The 15,574-nt window shown below is 42.4% G+C and carries 19 protein-coding genes; 16 read left to right on the forward strand and 3 right to left on the reverse strand.

The window, feature by feature from the left end:
- Positions 1 to 76 precede the first annotated feature (76 nt).
- The gene (locus J8L97_RS08190) at positions 77 to 529 is read right to left on the reverse strand and encodes an EVE domain-containing protein (protein WP_211048707.1); all 453 of its coding nucleotides are present in this window, start codon (positions 527 to 529) and stop codon (positions 77 to 79) included.
- Between the two features lie 168 nt (positions 530 to 697).
- Here J8L97_RS08190 and tesB point away from each other — a divergent pair, with 168 nt between their 5' ends.
- Positions 698 to 1,558, forward strand: a complete 861-nt coding sequence (gene tesB / locus J8L97_RS08195; RefSeq protein ID WP_192508950.1) for an acyl-CoA thioesterase II — start codon at positions 698 to 700, stop codon at positions 1,556 to 1,558.
- Positions 1,559 to 1,613: 55 nt separating this feature from the next.
- Here tesB and plsB read toward each other — a convergent pair whose 3' ends face one another.
- Complete coding sequence (gene plsB, locus J8L97_RS08200) at positions 1,614 to 4,040, reverse strand: glycerol-3-phosphate 1-O-acyltransferase PlsB (protein ID WP_211048709.1); 2,427 nt, start codon at positions 4,038 to 4,040, stop codon at positions 1,614 to 1,616.
- Positions 4,041 to 4,440: 400 nt separating this feature from the next.
- Between plsB and rpsJ the strand changes: the two genes are divergently transcribed.
- The 11 genes from rpsJ to rpsQ are packed head-to-tail and all read left to right on the forward strand — an operon-like array spanning position 4,441 to position 9,405.
- Positions 4,441 to 4,752, forward strand: coding sequence for a 30S ribosomal protein S10 (gene rpsJ, locus J8L97_RS08205; protein WP_010367096.1), 312 nt, complete (start codon positions 4,441 to 4,443; stop codon positions 4,750 to 4,752).
- A gap of 27 nt (positions 4,753 to 4,779) precedes the next feature.
- Entirely contained in the window at positions 4,780 to 5,415 is a 636-nt protein-coding gene (gene rplC, locus J8L97_RS08210) for a 50S ribosomal protein L3 (protein ID WP_010367093.1), read from the forward strand.
- 17 nt (positions 5,416 to 5,432) lie between these two features.
- Entirely contained in the window at positions 5,433 to 6,035 is a 603-nt protein-coding gene (rplD, locus tag J8L97_RS08215; RefSeq protein ID WP_010367090.1) for a 50S ribosomal protein L4, read from the forward strand.
- Complete coding sequence (gene rplW, locus J8L97_RS08220) at positions 6,032 to 6,334, forward strand: 50S ribosomal protein L23 (protein ID WP_211048712.1); 303 nt, start codon at positions 6,032 to 6,034, stop codon at positions 6,332 to 6,334. Before rplD ends, rplW begins: the two co-directional genes overlap by 4 nt.
- A 17-nt stretch (positions 6,335 to 6,351) precedes the next feature.
- Positions 6,352 to 7,176, forward strand: coding sequence for a 50S ribosomal protein L2 (rplB, locus tag J8L97_RS08225; protein WP_010367086.1), 825 nt, complete (start codon positions 6,352 to 6,354; stop codon positions 7,174 to 7,176).
- 16 nt (positions 7,177 to 7,192) lie between these two features.
- Positions 7,193 to 7,471, forward strand: coding sequence for a 30S ribosomal protein S19 (gene rpsS / locus J8L97_RS08230; protein ID WP_010367084.1), 279 nt, complete (start codon positions 7,193 to 7,195; stop codon positions 7,469 to 7,471).
- A 12-nt stretch (positions 7,472 to 7,483) separates the two neighbouring features.
- The gene (gene rplV, locus J8L97_RS08235) at positions 7,484 to 7,816 is read left to right on the forward strand and encodes a 50S ribosomal protein L22 (protein WP_192508981.1); all 333 of its coding nucleotides are present in this window, start codon (positions 7,484 to 7,486) and stop codon (positions 7,814 to 7,816) included.
- A 12-nt stretch (positions 7,817 to 7,828) separates the two neighbouring features.
- The gene (gene rpsC / locus J8L97_RS08240; protein ID WP_192508948.1) at positions 7,829 to 8,530 is read left to right on the forward strand and encodes a 30S ribosomal protein S3; all 702 of its coding nucleotides are present in this window, start codon (positions 7,829 to 7,831) and stop codon (positions 8,528 to 8,530) included.
- A gap of 13 nt (positions 8,531 to 8,543) precedes the next feature.
- On the forward strand, positions 8,544 to 8,957 hold the full coding sequence (rplP, locus tag J8L97_RS08245; protein ID WP_010367077.1) for a 50S ribosomal protein L16: 414 nt from the start codon (positions 8,544 to 8,546) through the stop codon (positions 8,955 to 8,957).
- Positions 8,957 to 9,148 carry a 50S ribosomal protein L29 gene (gene rpmC / locus J8L97_RS08250; protein ID WP_192508947.1) on the forward strand — a complete coding sequence of 64 codons (192 nt, stop codon included), beginning with the start codon at positions 8,957 to 8,959 and terminating at the stop codon, positions 9,146 to 9,148. The genes rplP and rpmC overlap by 1 nt, the downstream gene beginning before the upstream one ends.
- Positions 9,148 to 9,405 (forward strand): 30S ribosomal protein S17, encoded by a 258-nt coding sequence (gene rpsQ, locus J8L97_RS08255; protein WP_010367075.1) that lies wholly within the window; start codon positions 9,148 to 9,150, stop codon positions 9,403 to 9,405. Before rpmC ends, rpsQ begins: the two co-directional genes overlap by 1 nt.
- A gap of 535 nt (positions 9,406 to 9,940) precedes the next feature.
- Here the strand turns inward: rpsQ and metJ are convergent.
- Positions 9,941 to 10,261 (reverse strand): met regulon transcriptional regulator MetJ, encoded by a 321-nt coding sequence (gene metJ, locus J8L97_RS08260; protein WP_192508946.1) that lies wholly within the window; start codon positions 10,259 to 10,261, stop codon positions 9,941 to 9,943.
- A gap of 296 nt (positions 10,262 to 10,557) precedes the next feature.
- Between metJ and metB the strand changes: the two genes are divergently transcribed.
- The 4 genes from metB (at position 10,558) to J8L97_RS08280 (ending at position 15,502) form a co-directional block, all read left to right on the forward strand.
- Positions 10,558 to 11,781, forward strand: a complete 1,224-nt coding sequence (metB, locus tag J8L97_RS08265; protein WP_211048714.1) for a cystathionine gamma-synthase — start codon at positions 10,558 to 10,560, stop codon at positions 11,779 to 11,781.
- Positions 11,782 to 11,785: 4 nt separating this feature from the next.
- A complete protein-coding gene (metL, locus tag J8L97_RS08270) occupies positions 11,786 to 14,134 on the forward strand; it encodes a bifunctional aspartate kinase/homoserine dehydrogenase II (protein WP_211048715.1) in 2,349 nt (782 codons plus the stop codon).
- Positions 14,135 to 14,404: 270 nt separating this feature from the next.
- The gene (locus J8L97_RS08275; RefSeq protein ID WP_211048717.1) at positions 14,405 to 15,244 is read left to right on the forward strand and encodes a hypothetical protein; all 840 of its coding nucleotides are present in this window, start codon (positions 14,405 to 14,407) and stop codon (positions 15,242 to 15,244) included.
- A gap of 15 nt (positions 15,245 to 15,259) precedes the next feature.
- Positions 15,260 to 15,502, forward strand: a complete 243-nt coding sequence (locus J8L97_RS08280) for a hypothetical protein (RefSeq protein ID WP_211048719.1) — start codon at positions 15,260 to 15,262, stop codon at positions 15,500 to 15,502.
- Positions 15,503 to 15,574 lie beyond the last annotated feature (72 nt).

Here is a 15,574-nt window from a genome sequence, read left to right on the forward strand (position 1 = left end):
TGGCTGGTCTTATTACTGTATTTTTCGATTGCACCCAATTTGGGAGGCGAGAGCGGAGCGCAACACGTACAGGAATCTAGCGCGACGCTATTAATAATTGCCACTCACTGTCAGTGACGGGCATGATTGATAGTCGATTAGCCTTTTTGAGTGCGAGTTCAGTAATGGCGTTGTTGGCTTTTATTTCGGCCAATGTAATGGGGGTTAAGTGTTGCTGATATTGAATGGTTACGCCTACCCACCGAGGCGCTTCGTGGGTGGCTTTCGCATCGTAATAATCGCTATTCATGTCGAATTGATGCGGGTCGGCTTCCGCAGCTTTGACGACGACGGCAATGCCCACAATGGCAGGTATTTTACAGCTAGAGTGATAAATGAACACCTGATCTCCGATTTGCACTCTATCTCGTAAAAAATTGCGCGCTTGATAATTTCTGATGCCCTCCCAAAATGTACGTTGTTGTGATGCACTTTTTAAGTCATCGATGGAGAATGTCTCCGGTTCAGTTTTAAATAACCAATATGCCATGGCGAGGATCTCTTTCGTGTGTAAAGTCTTATTGTCGTAGATAAATGTGTCGTCATGCAATCATTAATCAATATGGTGTTCGTTAAATGCGCTTTGATAAGTAATTAGGGTAGGTATCGTTGTTATTTATAGTATTATTAAATCACGATAACTAAGCAGGCACGTACCATGAGTCAGATACTTGATAATTTATTGTCATTACTAAAATTAGAAGAAATTGAATTGGGTATTTATCGAGGTCAAAGTCAAGATTTAGGCTTTCCACAAGTTTTTGGTGGGCAAGTTATGGGACAGGCTTTGTCAGCGGCAAAATATACCTTGCCGGAAGCGCGATATGTAAACTCACTACATTCTTATTTTTTGCGTCCTGGAGACCCAGCGAAACCTATTGTCTATGACGTTGAGACTATTCGGGATGGTAAAAGCTTTAGTACTCGTCGTGTAAGTGCGATTCAATATGGTAAACCGATATTTTATATGACAGCCTCATTTCAGGGAGATGAACCTGGGCTTTCTCATCAAAGTAATATGCCAAAGGTGCCAGCACCTGAAACATTAAAATCGTCATTAGAGTTTTATCAAGAAAATGCGCATTTGATACCGGAGCCGTTAAGACATAAATTTACTCGCGAAATGCCTCTAGAAATGAGGCCCGTAGATTTTCAAAACCCTTTTAAGCCACAAAAAACAACCCCAGAGCGTCATGTATGGTTTAAAGCCAATGGACCTATGCCAGATGATAGGCGGATCCACAATTACCTTTTAGCATACGCGTCTGATTTTGAATTTTTACCAACGGCACTTCAGCCTCATGGGTTATCATTTATGCACCCGAGTATGCAGGTTGCTACAGTTGATCATGCGATGTGGTTCCATCGACCATTTAGGTTAGATGACTGGATTCTATATAGTGTGGACAGCCCAAGTGCCAGCAACGGCCGAGGTTTAGTTAGAGGTCAGTTTTTTAACCGTAATGGAGAGCTGATTGCTTCTACGATGCAAGAAGGTGTTATGCGACAACGGGGTTAATATCAAAAAGGGGTTACTATGCGGTAACGAAGTAACCCCCTTTTGGTTATAAGGGCTAAAGGGTGTCGTTAATTGATTGCCAAATACTTGCTGGCAACAATGCGCGTAAATGAGATTTTAGCTCAGCGAGTTGCTGAGTAGCCTCAATACATTGCTGTTCAGAGACAGTAATATAGCCCTGAGTTTTAAGGCTTGAAATAAACGATACCAGCACTTTTTTATCAAAGAACTCAGGACTTTTAATGCCGTGGAGCGTCCCTAAGCGTTTTGCAAGTACATCATTTTCAGATTCTAAAGTCGTACGTGTGATCCCTTGATTGGAATCGATTAAACTGACTGTGATTGCATAACGCTCGAGTGTTAAATGTATGACTTTCCCCAGCATCTCTAACTGTGCAACGGCATTACTTTGAGAGGCGACTTTGACAGAGTGACCGTCAAATTCAATGAGTCCATGGTTAGCAAAGGCGTTTAATATTTCAGCAATATACTCTGCACGCAATGGCGTTAAAAACCACTCTTTCGCAAAAAATGGATATAGCAATGCTAATTGCTGTTCACATTCTTGTATAGTGACTGTGCGGCAGTTTACTAATTGCTGAGCAATAATACTGGGCACGGCAAATACATGAATAATGTTATTGCGATAGTAATTAAAAAGAGTCCGTTCCTGCTCATTAATTGTTACAATGTCCCCAAGCTCATCTTGCAATACGTCAAACTTGTTGAGTTGCAGGGCATGTTGAAGCAGCTGCTCAGCGTTGCCTTCTGGTAAAGTAACTTGTGTGTTGTACTTAGCATCTCGATGTAAGTTTAGATAAAACTCTAGCTGAGAAAGTAACTTACGTTTACTTAATGCAAATTGACTGTTGCTGAGTAAAATGGTGGCCAATAAATTAACTGCATTTAAAGCAGCGGCACTATTGATATTAGTCATAATGTTGTCGGCCAAGCCGGCGACACGAGCATTTAACCATGTCGGCTTTTGCACATTGGTTGGGTGTATTGCGTTATGCCACCCTTGCTGATGCTCATTTAAATATTGATTTACATTAATTGGTTCACCAAAATTTAAATAACCACGACCATAGTTTTTCAGGTTTTTCATGGCTTTGAAGACAGCAAATACCGATTCGTTCTTTTTGTTACTCCCTGCTAATTCTTTAAGGTAGGTATTAATCTCCATGACATGCTCATAGCCAATATAAACAGGAACTATTGAAATCGGCCTGTCTATTCCTCGCAACATGGATTGAATTGTCATTGCTAACATACCTGTTTTGGGTGGAAGTAAGCGACCAGTGCGGCTGCGACCTCCTTCAGTATAAAACTTAACAGAATAACCTTTAATGAAGAGCTGGCTTAAATATTCTTTGAATACGGCAGAGTAAAGTTTGTTACCAGCAAATGAGCGGCGTATAAAAAATGCCCCACAACGTCTAAATATGCCGCCTGCCGGAAAGAAATTTAAGTTAACGCCTGCTGCAATATGTGGAGGAACGAGTCCTTGATGATAGATCACATATGTGAGTAACAGGTAATCCATGTGGCTGCGGTGGCAAGGTACATAAATAATCTCATGGCCTTTATCAACTAAGTTATGGACGCGTTCTGCATATTTTATTTCAATTCCATTATAAAGTTTATTCCATAACCAAGTGAGAAGTCGTTCGCCAACTTTGACCATTGCATCTGAATAATTTGCTGCAATTTCTTCTAATAGGTTTTGAGCGTTTAAACGCGCTTCATCATGGGTTAACCCTTTACTTTTGGCTTCTTCTTCAATGGCCTTTTTGATACTGGGTGATGCGAGTAAAGAATTAAATAACTGTTCCCGAGAGGGGAGTTTTGGACCTGTTGCTGCTAATTTTTGACGGCGAAAGTGTACTCGTGCTACACGAACAAGTTTATGTGGCAATTCATCGACATCGGCTTTGTCGTTGATAAGTTGGTTGAGCTCGATAGGTTGACTGAAGCGAACTAAGTTATCTCGGCCTGAAAATAGTAAAACAAAGCATTTTCGCAACCAGCTAGGCGTTAAAGAATGTGAAAATAACGTGCCTATACCCGGTTTCTCTTTTCCTGGGTTACGGCCCCATAGTATTGTGATTGGAATGATTTGGGCCTGACAATCAGGTGTAAGTTGTAAAGCTTCAAAAATATCTTTACCAATATCCAACGCATTACTGGGTTTTGCTTTTTTAGAAAACAGTGGCGTTGGATTTTGTAGCCCAATAAAACGAGGAATGGACTTTTCACCAATAGACTGTGTTTGTGTTGGGCGAGGCAGTGCTAGCTTTTTACAGACATGATCGAGTGCCGCAATGTCAGAACGAGCATTGAGTCGAGCAACATAAAATGTTGGGAGTTCAGGGTTTAATTCAAATTGTGCTACGGGGTTTTCGGGAAGTAGTTTAGTCCTCACCAATAATGCGTTAGCCCACTGTGAAAGTTGATTTAAACCTTGCGAGATAAGTCTCATAAAACACCACATTTAAAAATTTGTGATAGCATAGCAAGCTTTCACTGGACTGACCATTTCAGCTTGAATTGGATATAATGCACTATATTAGATTAGTGTAAAAGCGCACATATAAAAGGTGTAGCTAGTTTAAGCTTACTTTGAATGATTAAACAGAACATGAAATAAAACTTAGTATTACTTGTTGCATTTATCGCCAATATCATTATAATATGCGGACTTTCTACTGTTATAGACAGTTAGAAAGCAAATAAAGCTTGGATTTCAAGCTAAAACAGGAACTCCGATTTGGAGTTCAATGGTAGAAATAAAGATCCCAACCGGCAAATAATTTATTATTTTGTTCTGGTGGTATTTTTATGCTCTTTTTAAATGCTCTTTTAATTGAGGTTGTTAAAGAATGTCAAATCAACGCATTCGTATTCGCCTAAAAGCTTTTGACCACCGTTTGATTGACCAATCAACGGCGGAAATCGTGGAAACAGCGAAACGCACTGGCGCTCAGGTACGTGGTCCAATCCCACTTCCAACTCGCTTTGAACGTTTTACAATATTGACTTCTCCGCACGTGAACAAAGATGCGCGAGATCAATATGAGATCCGCACCCATAAACGTCTGATCGACATCGTAGAACCAACTGACAAGACTGTAGACGCTCTAATGCGCCTAGACCTTGCTGCTGGTGTTGATGTTCAAATCAGCCTGGGTTAATCGGAAGATTAGAGAGGTTTTAGGAAAATGGCATTAGGTCTAGTCGGTCGTAAAGTGGGTATGACACGCATCTTCACTGAAGATGGTGTATCTATCCCTGTGACAGTTATTGAAGCAACTCCTAACCGTGTTACTCAGATCAAATCTGACGCAACAGACGGTTACAATGCGCTTCAAGTTACTGCAGGCGAGAAAAAAGCAAGCCGTGTAAACAAAGCAGATGCGGGTCATTTCGCAAAAGCTGGTGTTGAAGCGGGTCGTGGCCTGTGGGAATTCCGCCTAAATGGTGGTGAAGGCGATTTTGAAGTAGGTAATGAACTTACTGTTGAATTATTTACTGATATCAACAAAGTAGACGTTACCGGTTCTTCGAAAGGTAAAGGTTTCCAAGGTGGTGTTAAGCGCTGGAACTTCAGCATGCAAGACGCTACACACGGTAACTCTTTGTCTCACCGTGCTCCTGGTTCAATCGGTCAAAACCAATCACCTGGTAAGGTGTTTAAAGGTAAGAAAATGGCCGGTCATATGGGTGCTGAGCGTGTAACGACTCAGAATCTTGAACTAGTACGTGTTGACGCTGAACGTAATCTGCTTCTAGTTAAAGGTGCTGTACCTGGCGCTATTGGCGGCGACGTTATCGTTAAACCTGCTGTTAAAGCATAAGTCCTGGAGATTTAGTGATGGAATTAGCAATTAAAGGCGCTGGCGCGCTTGAAGTTTCCGAAGCTACTTTTGGACGTGAGTTTAACGAAGCATTGGTACACCAAGTAGTTGTTGCATATGCAGCAGGTGCTCGCCAAGGTACTCGTGCTCAGAAGACACGTTCTGAAGTTAGAGGCGGTGGTAAAAAACCATTCGCTCAAAAAGGTACTGGCCGTGCACGTGCTGGTACAATCCGCAGCCCAATCTGGCGCAGCGGTGGTGTAAGTTTTGCAGCTAAGCCGCAAGACCACAGCCAAAAAGTTAACCGTAAGATGTATCGCGGTGCAATCAAAAGCATTTTGTCTGAGCTTGTTCGTCAAGAGCGTTTAATCGTTGTTGAAAGTTTTGGTCTTGAAGCACCAAAAACAAAAGAATTAGTTTCTAAGCTTAAAGAACTTGAGCTTAAAGACGTGCTTATCGTGACTGAAGAAGTAGATGAGAATCTATTCCTATCTTCACGTAACCTTTATAAGGTTGACACTCGTGATGTAGCTGGCATCGACCCAGTAAGCCTAATCGCATTCGATAAGGTACTTATTACTGCAGGTGCTATTAAGCAACTTGAGGAGGCGCTAGCATGATCCGTGAAGAACGTCTTTTAAAAGTAATTCTTACTCCACACATCTCTGAGAAAAGCACGATCGCTGCTGAAGAAAACAACACGATTGTTTTCAAAGTAGTAAACGATGCAACTAAAGCTGAAGTTAAAGCGGCAGTTGAGAAGCTTTTTGAAGTAGAAGTAACTGGTGTTCGCACTCTAAACGTTAAGGGTAAAACAAAACGTACAGGTCAACGTTTCGGTCGTCGTAGCGACTGGAAAAAAGCCTACGTTACTCTTAAAGAAGGTAGCGAGCTAGACTTTGTCGGCGGCGCCGAGTAATAAGGGGAGTTAGAATTATGGCACTTCAAAAGTGTAAACCAACTTCTGCGGGTCGTCGTCACGTCGTTAAAGTGGTTAACTCTGAGCTACACAAGGGTAAGCCATACGCACCGCTTTTAGAGAAAAACTCTAAATCAGGTGGTCGTAACAACAACGGTCGTATCACGGTTCGTCATATCGGTGGTGGTCATAAGCAACACTATCGTTTAATCGACTTCAAACGCACTAAAGATGGCATTCCAGCCACTGTTGAGCGTTTAGAGTATGATCCTAACCGTAGCGCAAACATCGCTCTTGTATTATATGCAGACGGTGAGCGTCGTTACATCATTGCACCTAAAGGCCTTAAAGCCGGTGATCAGATCCAGTCAGGTGTTGATGCACCTATCAAAGCTGGTAACACATTACCGATGCGTAACATGCCTGTAGGTTCGACTGTACACAACGTAGAGTTAAAACCTGGTAAGGGTGCGCAAATTGCACGCTCTGCTGGTGCATACGTTCAAATCCTAGCACGTGAAGGTCAATACGTGACTCTACGTCTTCGTTCAGGCGAAGTACGTAAAGTTGAGTCTGACTGTCGCGCTACCTTAGGTGAAGTAGGCAATGCTGAGCATATGCTTCGTTCACTAGGTAAAGCAGGTGCTAACCGCTGGCGTGGTATTCGTCCGACAGTTCGTGGTGTTGCCATGAACCCGGTTGATCACCCACACGGTGGTGGTGAAGGTCGTACTTCTGGTGGTCGTCACCCTGTGTCTCCATGGGGTAAGCCTACTAAAGGTGCTAAAACGCGCAAGAACAAGCGTACGGATAAACTAATAGTACGTCGTCGTACTAAGTAATAGTTGAGGAATTGCCATGCCACGTTCTCTCAAGAAGGGTCCATTTATAGACCTACACTTGCTGAAGAAGGTAGAGAAGGCGTTGGAAAGCGGTGACAAGAAGCCTATAAAGACTTGGAGCCGTCGTTCAATGATCATCCCTAACATGATCGGATTGACCATCGCTGTCCATAATGGTCGTCAGCACGTACCTGTATTCGTTACAGACGAAATGATCGGTCACAAACTAGGTGAGTTTGCACCTACTCGTACTTACCGCGGCCATGCTGCGGATAAGAAAGCGAAGAAGCGTTAATAGGGGAATATGATGGAAGCATTAGCTAAACACAAATTCGCCTCTGGTTCGGCGCAAAAAGCACGTCTAGTTGCAGATCAGATCCGCGGACTTCCGGTAGATCGCGCACTAGAAATCCTGGCATACAGCCCTAAAAAAGCGGCTGTATTGGTTAAGAAAGTACTTGAGTCTGCTATTGCTAACGCAGAGCATAACGAAGGTGCTGACATTGATGAGCTACGTGTAGCTACGGTTTTTGTGGACGATGGTCCTACAATGAAGCGTATTATGCCACGTGCTAAAGGACGCGCAGACCGCATCCTTAAGCGTACAAGCCACATCACTGTTGTGGTTTCAGATAGCTAGGAGATATAAGTAATGGGACAAAAAGTTCATCCTACTGGTATTCGCCTAGGTATCTCTAAACCTTGGGTTTCTACCTGGTACGCGAGTACAAAAGATTTCTCTGCACAGCTTTTTGGCGATCACAAAGTACGTACATTCCTTACTAAGGAATTGAAAGCGGCTTCTGTGTCTAAAATCGTTATTGAGCGTCCAGCTAAATCTATCCGTGTAACAATTCATACAGCTCGTCCTGGTGTTGTTATCGGTAAGAAAGGCGAAGATGTTGAAAAACTTCGTCAAGCTGTAACTAAGATCGCTGGTGTTCCTGCTCAGATTAATATTTCTGAAGTACGCAAGCCAGAACTTGACGCACAATTAGTTGCTGACGGTATTGCATCTCAGTTAGAGCGTCGTGTTATGTTCCGTCGTGCTATGAAGCGCTCGGTACAAAACGCAATGCGCATTGGTGCTAAAGGTATCAAAGTTGAAGTAAGTGGTCGTCTAGGCGGCGCTGAAATCGCACGTTCTGAGTGGTATCGTGAAGGTCGTGTACCTCTACATACTCTACGTGCTGATATCGACTACGCAACTTCTGAAGCTTTAACCACTTACGGCATCATCGGTGTTAAAGTTTGGATCTTCAAAGGCGAAGTAATTGGTGGTTTACCACTAGTTCAAGAGCAAGAGAAGCCAGCTAAACGTGCACCGAAGAAAGCCAAAAAAAGTGCTAAGTAAGGGGTAGCGATTAATGTTACAGCCAAAACGTACAAAATTCCGTAAAATGCATAAAGGCCGCAACCGTGGTCTTGCTACAAGCGGAAACAAAGTAAGCTTCGGTTCTTTCGGTTTGAAAGCAACAGGCCGTGGTCGTATGACTGCGCGTCAAATTGAAGCAGCTCGTCGTGCTATGACACGTCACGTAAAGCGTCAAGGTAAAATCTGGATCCGTGTATTCCCAGATAAGCCAATCACAAACAAACCGCTTGAAGTTCGTATGGGTAAAGGTAAAGGCTCTGTTGAGTACTGGGTTGCAGAAATCCAGCCAGGCAAAGTACTTTATGAGATGGAAGGTGTGCCGGAAGAGCTTGCTCGCGAAGCATTTAACCTTGCAGCTCGTAAATTACCTTTCAAAACAACATTTGTAACTCGGACGGTAATGTGATGAAAGCTAGCGAACTTAAAGACAAAAGCGTTGAAGAGCTTAATGCTGAACTTCTTGAGCTTCTACGTGAGCAGTTCAACCTGCGCATGCAAGTAAGCACTGGTCAGCTAGCTCAGACTCACGAGTTAAGAAAAGTACGTCGCAGTATTGCGCGTGTTAAAACGGTTATCAACCAGAAGGCAGGTGCATAATGACTGATAAAATCCGTACTCTTCAAGGTCGTGTGATCAGCGATAAGATGGAAAAGTCTATTGTTGTAGGTATCGAACGTCAGGTTAAGCACCCGATCTACGGTAAATACATCAAGCGTACAACTAAGTTGCACGTACATGACGAGAGCAATACAGCTAAAGCAGGCGACACAGTTACTATTCGTGAGTGTGCTCCTATCTCTAAGAATAAATCTTGGACTTTAGTAGACGTTATTGCACGTCCTAAGCAAGCTTAATTTTAGTTTTAAACTAATTTAAGATTTGTCTTTGAAAGCCCCGGCCTTTGGTTGGGGCTTTTGTTTATTCAGAATATCGATTCCATCTATCTTGATATTGCTCCCTAACGATACCTACTAATACGTATTTTCTTAATCATCTTCATTTGGATACTCTCATTTTTCTCTTTGTACAAAGTGCCTTACACTCATTTTTAAGTAAATGGTGAGATGTTAGACCGATAGATGGTGTGGCAATGAAGCAAAAGTTTCGACATGAATCATCTTTTGACGCAATGAATGCGAGATCTCATTCGCGAGAGTGAGTGATATTTTAATGAAGTAGATACTAAAGCCGTTTTATATGGGTATAGCCGTAGCCCTTATATGTCGATATCGGTATTTATTACTTGGGAGTGTATTGCGCACATAACGTTTTAGATTGTGGAAGTTGTCAGATATGAATGATGATTAAAGTTGCAAAATGCGGTTCTGAAAGTTCGAAGTTATCGAAATTAAACAAGAATAGGAAGCCCCCGAAGGAGCTTCTAATTGACTATTCTTCATCAATGATAGGCACTTCTAACCCCATAGACTCCATAATTTGACGCACTTCTTCAGGTACTTTTTCTGGATTATCTTTTCGTAAATCTTCATCGTTTGGCAAAGGTTGCCCAGTAAATGCATGTAAAAATGCTTCACACAGTAGCTCGCTATTGGTTGCATGACGTAAATTATTAACTTGTCGGCGAGTCCGCTCGTCAGTTAACACTTTCAATACATTCAACGGGATTGATACAGTGATCTTTTTTACTTGTTCAGACTTTTTACCGTGTTCTGCATACGGGTGAACATATTCACCATTCCATTTAGCCATAATGTTGTTGTTGCCTTTATTTTGTAGTGCCTATCCGACGGAACTATGTACTTACTGGTTGTCATTATATGACATTGTTTGTGATGGTCTAGGCAAAAGCCCCTTTACTTGCCATAGTAAGTGTTTCGTTCGATCGTATTCGCGATCATTTTTTTGAAGTGGCGAAATTTTATCGGTTTAAATAAGATAGTCAAATACTAAGTAAATAGCCATTTAGCAGTATAAATGTTTTGACTTCTAGTATTTATTAATCTAACCTTTTAGACGTCTAAACATCCAACTATCTAGGTGACGATATGAGTGAACGTAATAAATCAACCATCGCAGTACGCCATGGCATAGAAGCAGACAAGCACCATGGTGCGGTCGTACCGCCGTTATACCTATCAACTACGTACTCATTTGCAGATTTCGATACCAAACGAGATTATGATTATGGTCGCAGTGGTAACCCTAATCGAGATATTTTAGCTGAAACATTAGCTCAGCTAGAAGGCGGAGAAAGAGGCATTATTACCGCAACGGGTATGTCTGCTGTTCACTTAGTGACGCAACTATTAAATAGCGATGACACGTTGGTGATCCCCCATGACTGTTATGGCGGCAGTTATCGTTTATTCACATCATTGCAAAAGCGTGGCTTATTAAACCTTGTAGTACTTGATTTAACACAGCCTGAAAGCTATCAGAAAATTTTAGATATAAAGCCAAAAGTGGTATGGATTGAGACACCGAGCAACCCTATTCTTCGCCTGACAGACATAGAAGCTGTGGTGAAAACAGCTAAGCAAGCAGGTGCACTAGTTGCTGCAGATAACACTTTTTTGTCACCGGCATTACAAAACCCCATTAAGTTTGGTGTAGACATTGTGGTTCACTCAACCACTAAATATATTAATGGTCATTCAGACGTGGTCGGTGGTGCCGTGATCGCACGTACTGCGGAACTGGGTGAGGAGCTAGCATGGTGGGCAAATAACATTGGCATTACGGGCGCGCCCTTTGATAGCTATTTAACGCTTCGCGGCTTACGAACGCTGAATGTACGTTTAAAGCAGCATCAAGAAAATGCCTTGGCGATTGCCAAATACTTAGAGCAATCGGACTATGTTAGTCAAGTGTATTACCCAGGCTTAGAATCTCATCCACAACATGAACTAGCTAAAAAGCAGCAAGCTGGTTTCGGCGGCATGGTGAGCTTTGACATAAAAGGCGTGTTAAGTGACTCTGCTGCATTCTTGACCTCTTTAAATGAGTTTTCATTGGCGGAATCATTGGGTGGCGTAGAGAGCTTAATCTGTCATCCTGCGACCATGACACATGCGGGTATGGATGCGACAGCTCGTCTTGAAGCGGGCGTAGGAGATACGCTGATTCGAATTTCAGTGGGTATTGAAGAATTAGATGATTTGGTGGCTGATCTAGAGCAAGCGTTTAAACGCACTACACCAGGTCAAAGCAAAGGATCTGATGAGGCAAAAACTTTTAAATTAACACCGGCTCATACGGTTTTGTGGTAGAAAAATGACAAGAGTAGTACATAAATTCGGTGGCTCAAGCTTAAGCTCTGCGTCACGCTATCAAGCCGTTGCGCAAATAATACTTGGGCATTGTAAAAGCGGTGATTGTGTGGTGGTTTCTGCGGCGGGTAAAACCACAAACACGTTAGTGAAGCTTTGGCAAAGTTATCAACAGCAAGATCAACAAGCGTTTTCAGACGTATTGATTCAGTTGGAAAAGCACCAGAGTGAGCTGGTTGATGAGTTGTTCTCTGGCGATGTACACCGAGCACTCAAAGCGCAGCTAGACGCTGAGTTAGTTGCCATTACTCAATTGGCTCAACAATCAGAATTACAAGAATCTCCCTTATTAGCCCATGGTGAGCTATGGTCGGCTCGGTTATTAGCGCATTATCTAAATGAGCTTAAGGTAGCTGCACGCAGCATTGATGCCCGCCAATTGTTTACGTTGCATGATGCACAATTGCTACACCAACAGAATAAAGCAGCATGTTACGCCCAGTTGCAAGATGCGGTGGTCTATGTGGTTACCGGGTTTATTGCACAAGATTGTGATAAAAATACCGTCACATTAGGTCGAAATGGCAGTGACTATAGTGCTACGCTACTCGCCAGTTATATTGATGCCAGTGCCGTCTCAATCTGGACCGATACGCAGGGGGTGTATAGCACCGATCCACGTAAAGTGAGCAATGCGCTGAAATACCCAAAGGTGTGCCGTGCTCAAGCAAATTTATTGGCAAGACTAGGTAATCCAGTGCTACATGCTAAGACACTCTCTCCTTTAAAGGGAAGTAACATCAAGCTACAAGTGCGCAGCAGTTATGAGCCTGAAGCGTCACCTACAGAAATAGTAAAAGAAGGGTATAGCAAAGCAAAACGCTTTATTACCACCTTTGAGAACCTTGATTTAGTGCGCGTAGAAAACTTAGCGAAGGGTGAAGTACGTACGTTAAGTCAGCTTATTCAGCACAGTATTCATCATTTTATTGTTAATGGTGAAGCGTATTTACTGTTGCCTGCAACATTCACGCATATTGTTGCACAGCAGCTCGCTGGGCGCATTAATATTGTAGAAAGCAACTTGCAAGGGTGTGCACTGGTTGCGTCTTCCTCAGAGCTCTCAGGGCTCAAGCAGCAAGCCGAGCAATTATTCCATGATCGTGAAGTAGTCGTTCGCTTTGCTCATCAAGACAGTGATTACGCGTTGTTCTTGACCGATCAGGCATTAGACAGTGATCTTTTGGCTGTATTGCACGATAAGCTTATCAATAAAGGTCGGGAGATTGCGGTAATTATTGCCGGCATTGGTAATGTCGGAGATGTATTTTTACAACAATGCGAGCAGCAAATTACCCGTTTGCAATCACAGTTTGATTTAAAGGTTGTTGGTTTACTGCGCTCAAAAGAGATGGTATTTTCACCGAGCGGTATTGAGTTATCAGCATGGCAGACACAATGGAAAAATGAAGCGCAAAGTTACAACAGTAAGTCGCTTGTTGAGCACATTTCAGAATTAGATTATGAACATAAAGTGGTGATTGATATCACCGCAAGTGAAGCATTTAGTTTGCTGTATCCAGACTTTGTGGTCAGTGATTGTCACTTGATCAGCGCTAATAAATACGCAGGTACTGCCGACAGAGGTTGGTATCAGTTATTACGAGAGCAGCAACGTGAGCGTAATTTACATTGGCGTTATAACACCAGTGTTGGTGCGGGTTTGCCTATCAATTTTGCCTTGGCTGACTTACAAAATAGCGGTGATGTGATCACGTCAATTGAAGGGGTATTTTCAGGCACGCTCTCTTGGTTATGTAGCAGTTTTACTGTTGATCAAAAGTTTTCTGACTTGGTGCTTGCTGCACAAGAAATGGGGTATACCGAACCAGATCCCAGAGAAGACTTATCAGGTAGAGATATGCAACGAAAGTTGCTCATATTGGCGCGTGATTTAGGCTTAGAACTCGATGTTGATGACATTGCATTAGAACCTCTAATGCCGGTGCATTTAGCTGAAGGTAGTTGGGATGACTTTTTAGCGAAACGTGATGAATTAGACACATTTTATGCTGCGAAATACCAACAAGCAGATGATGAGGGTAAATCGCTCCGTTACACAGGGCAATTAATTATTAGCGACAGTGGTACAGTGACTGCAAAAGTTGGAATTGCTTTTGCTGAGGCAGGCTCGGCGATTGCGAATTTAACCCCTGGTGATAATATATTTGTAATAAAAAGTCTGTGGTACGAGCAGAATCCGTTAGTTATTCAAGGCCCTGGTGCCGGCAAAGAGGTGACCGCAGCAGGCATTCACTCAGATTTGTATTGGCTCACTCAGCAACTCAAATAATATTTGGTGGTCTCAATAAATTCAAAGGTGATGCACTAAAGTTCATCGCCTTTAGCATAGCAGGATACTGCGCGCACGCGTTGTTCATAATTTGCATGTTAAGAACAGGATAGCGTGTATCCTTAAATAACACATCGATTTAAAAATAAAACTTAAATACTATTTTTTTCGTATTATTACCTACTAAATAATTGCTTAATATCAGCTCTTGGTCTAGCTTGTAAATTGTCAGTTAATGGATAACTGCAATTACCTATAAGGACATAGAAAATGAAACATAGCAAACTTCTCATTATTACATTTTGTTTTTTACTTTTATTATTTACTCACGATAGCAAAGCTGCGATTAATGTGACTTGTAATCCGTGCTCTTCGGCAGTGCAAATGCACACCAAAGCGGTGAGTAAAGTGAAAGAGATGACTGAGTATGACAGTGTTAGCTCTGAGTATAATGTGCATGTTATTAGTATTAAAAATGGCTTAGTTAAGTCGTTTAGGGTGACGTCTAGACCAGAGTTAGATCGTCGTGGTGAATTAGCCACTGTGGTGACCGGTCGATATACCGCAACTTCTTCAGATTTGCAGAACAGAGTGAATCAAGCGCATACGTATTTCAATAGTATAGAGGCGTCAACTACGGTGCCAGTCCCATCCTCTTCAGGGTTAGGGAGTGCATGGAGTTTGTCGCAAAATTTCAGTAACCACGATAAGTTAGGTAGCTGGTATCAATCTGCTTATCCACTCACGTATTGGTCAGCACAATTAACATCAATCTTTGGTGGTGCAGTTGTTGGTCCGCTAAGTGGTCTTGAACTGAGGTTTAAGTTTGAAGATGGCTCTGTACTGATCATGACCACTGCGACAGCAGGTAGTGCCGTTTTGCAGTTAAATTATAAAGCCAACAGCGCTCGGGACATCAATGGTAACAAAATCCCCGATGCTGGTGCGTCAATTCAGGGCCAATACTCGTTTAGTAGTAGTGCAGGATTACAGCGGTTTTTAGATAAGGCTGCTGAATACGGTATTGCAGTTACGGTGGTGTACAGCGAAGGTTGGATGGGTGGTAGTGGCGGAGGAAGTGTGACCATAGTGCCCATTTCCCCAGAATAATATATAAGGTGTCACATGGAATTTTTAGAACTATTTAGAACAGGTGAATTGCACCCGATATTTTTAGTGGTGGTCGGCTCAGTAATTATTGCTTTGCCGTTTAATTTATTGATTGCGAAGTTAAAGGGTTTCAGGAAAAAGCCTGCAATAATTTCATCCTGTATTCCTATACTGAACATGTATGTATGTGTTGGTTATTTACTTGCGGCAATATTTTATCAAAGGCGAGATAAAAAAAGCCTATCTGAAGACGAGTAATGACAATAAGAAGCGCCATAAATAGGGCGCTTTTTTATATCGTGGGTCTATTTTCAGGGTAGAGCGTGGTAT

Source organism: Pseudoalteromonas sp. MMG012, assembly GCF_018100875.1.
Taxonomy (GTDB): domain Bacteria; phylum Pseudomonadota; class Gammaproteobacteria; order Enterobacterales; family Alteromonadaceae; genus Pseudoalteromonas; species Pseudoalteromonas aurantia.

What these genes read in the sequence shown, in the direction of transcription:
- rplV (WP_192508981.1), top strand. Translation starts at nt 7,484, where the DNA reads ATGGAAGCATTAGCTAAACACAAATTCGCCTCTGGTTCGGCGCAAAAA.
- rplC (WP_010367093.1), top strand. Translation starts at nt 4,780, where the DNA reads ATGGCATTAGGTCTAGTCGGTCGTAAAGTGGGTATGACACGCATCTTC.
- metJ (WP_192508946.1), bottom strand. Translation starts at nt 10,261, where the DNA reads ATGGCTAAATGGAATGGTGAATATGTTCACCCGTATGCAGAACACGGT.
- rplW (WP_211048712.1), top strand. Translation starts at nt 6,032, where the DNA reads ATGATCCGTGAAGAACGTCTTTTAAAAGTAATTCTTACTCCACACATC.
- rpmC (WP_192508947.1), top strand. Translation starts at nt 8,957, where the DNA reads ATGAAAGCTAGCGAACTTAAAGACAAAAGCGTTGAAGAGCTTAATGCT.
- rplB (WP_010367086.1), top strand. Translation starts at nt 6,352, where the DNA reads ATGGCACTTCAAAAGTGTAAACCAACTTCTGCGGGTCGTCGTCACGTC.
- rpsC (WP_192508948.1), top strand. Translation starts at nt 7,829, where the DNA reads ATGGGACAAAAAGTTCATCCTACTGGTATTCGCCTAGGTATCTCTAAA.
- J8L97_RS08190 (WP_211048707.1), bottom strand. Translation starts at nt 529, where the DNA reads ATGGCATATTGGTTATTTAAAACTGAACCGGAGACATTCTCCATCGAT.
- metB (WP_211048714.1), top strand. Translation starts at nt 10,558, where the DNA reads ATGAGTGAACGTAATAAATCAACCATCGCAGTACGCCATGGCATAGAA.
- rpsJ (WP_010367096.1), top strand. Translation starts at nt 4,441, where the DNA reads ATGTCAAATCAACGCATTCGTATTCGCCTAAAAGCTTTTGACCACCGT.
- metL (WP_211048715.1), top strand. Translation starts at nt 11,786, where the DNA reads ATGACAAGAGTAGTACATAAATTCGGTGGCTCAAGCTTAAGCTCTGCG.
- J8L97_RS08275 (WP_211048717.1), top strand. Translation starts at nt 14,405, where the DNA reads ATGAAACATAGCAAACTTCTCATTATTACATTTTGTTTTTTACTTTTA.
- J8L97_RS08280 (WP_211048719.1), top strand. Translation starts at nt 15,260, where the DNA reads ATGGAATTTTTAGAACTATTTAGAACAGGTGAATTGCACCCGATATTT.
- rpsQ (WP_010367075.1), top strand. Translation starts at nt 9,148, where the DNA reads ATGACTGATAAAATCCGTACTCTTCAAGGTCGTGTGATCAGCGATAAG.
- rpsS (WP_010367084.1), top strand. Translation starts at nt 7,193, where the DNA reads ATGCCACGTTCTCTCAAGAAGGGTCCATTTATAGACCTACACTTGCTG.
- plsB (WP_211048709.1), bottom strand. Translation starts at nt 4,040, where the DNA reads ATGAGACTTATCTCGCAAGGTTTAAATCAACTTTCACAGTGGGCTAAC.
- rplP (WP_010367077.1), top strand. Translation starts at nt 8,544, where the DNA reads ATGTTACAGCCAAAACGTACAAAATTCCGTAAAATGCATAAAGGCCGC.
- rplD (WP_010367090.1), top strand. Translation starts at nt 5,433, where the DNA reads ATGGAATTAGCAATTAAAGGCGCTGGCGCGCTTGAAGTTTCCGAAGCT.
- tesB (WP_192508950.1), top strand. Translation starts at nt 698, where the DNA reads ATGAGTCAGATACTTGATAATTTATTGTCATTACTAAAATTAGAAGAA.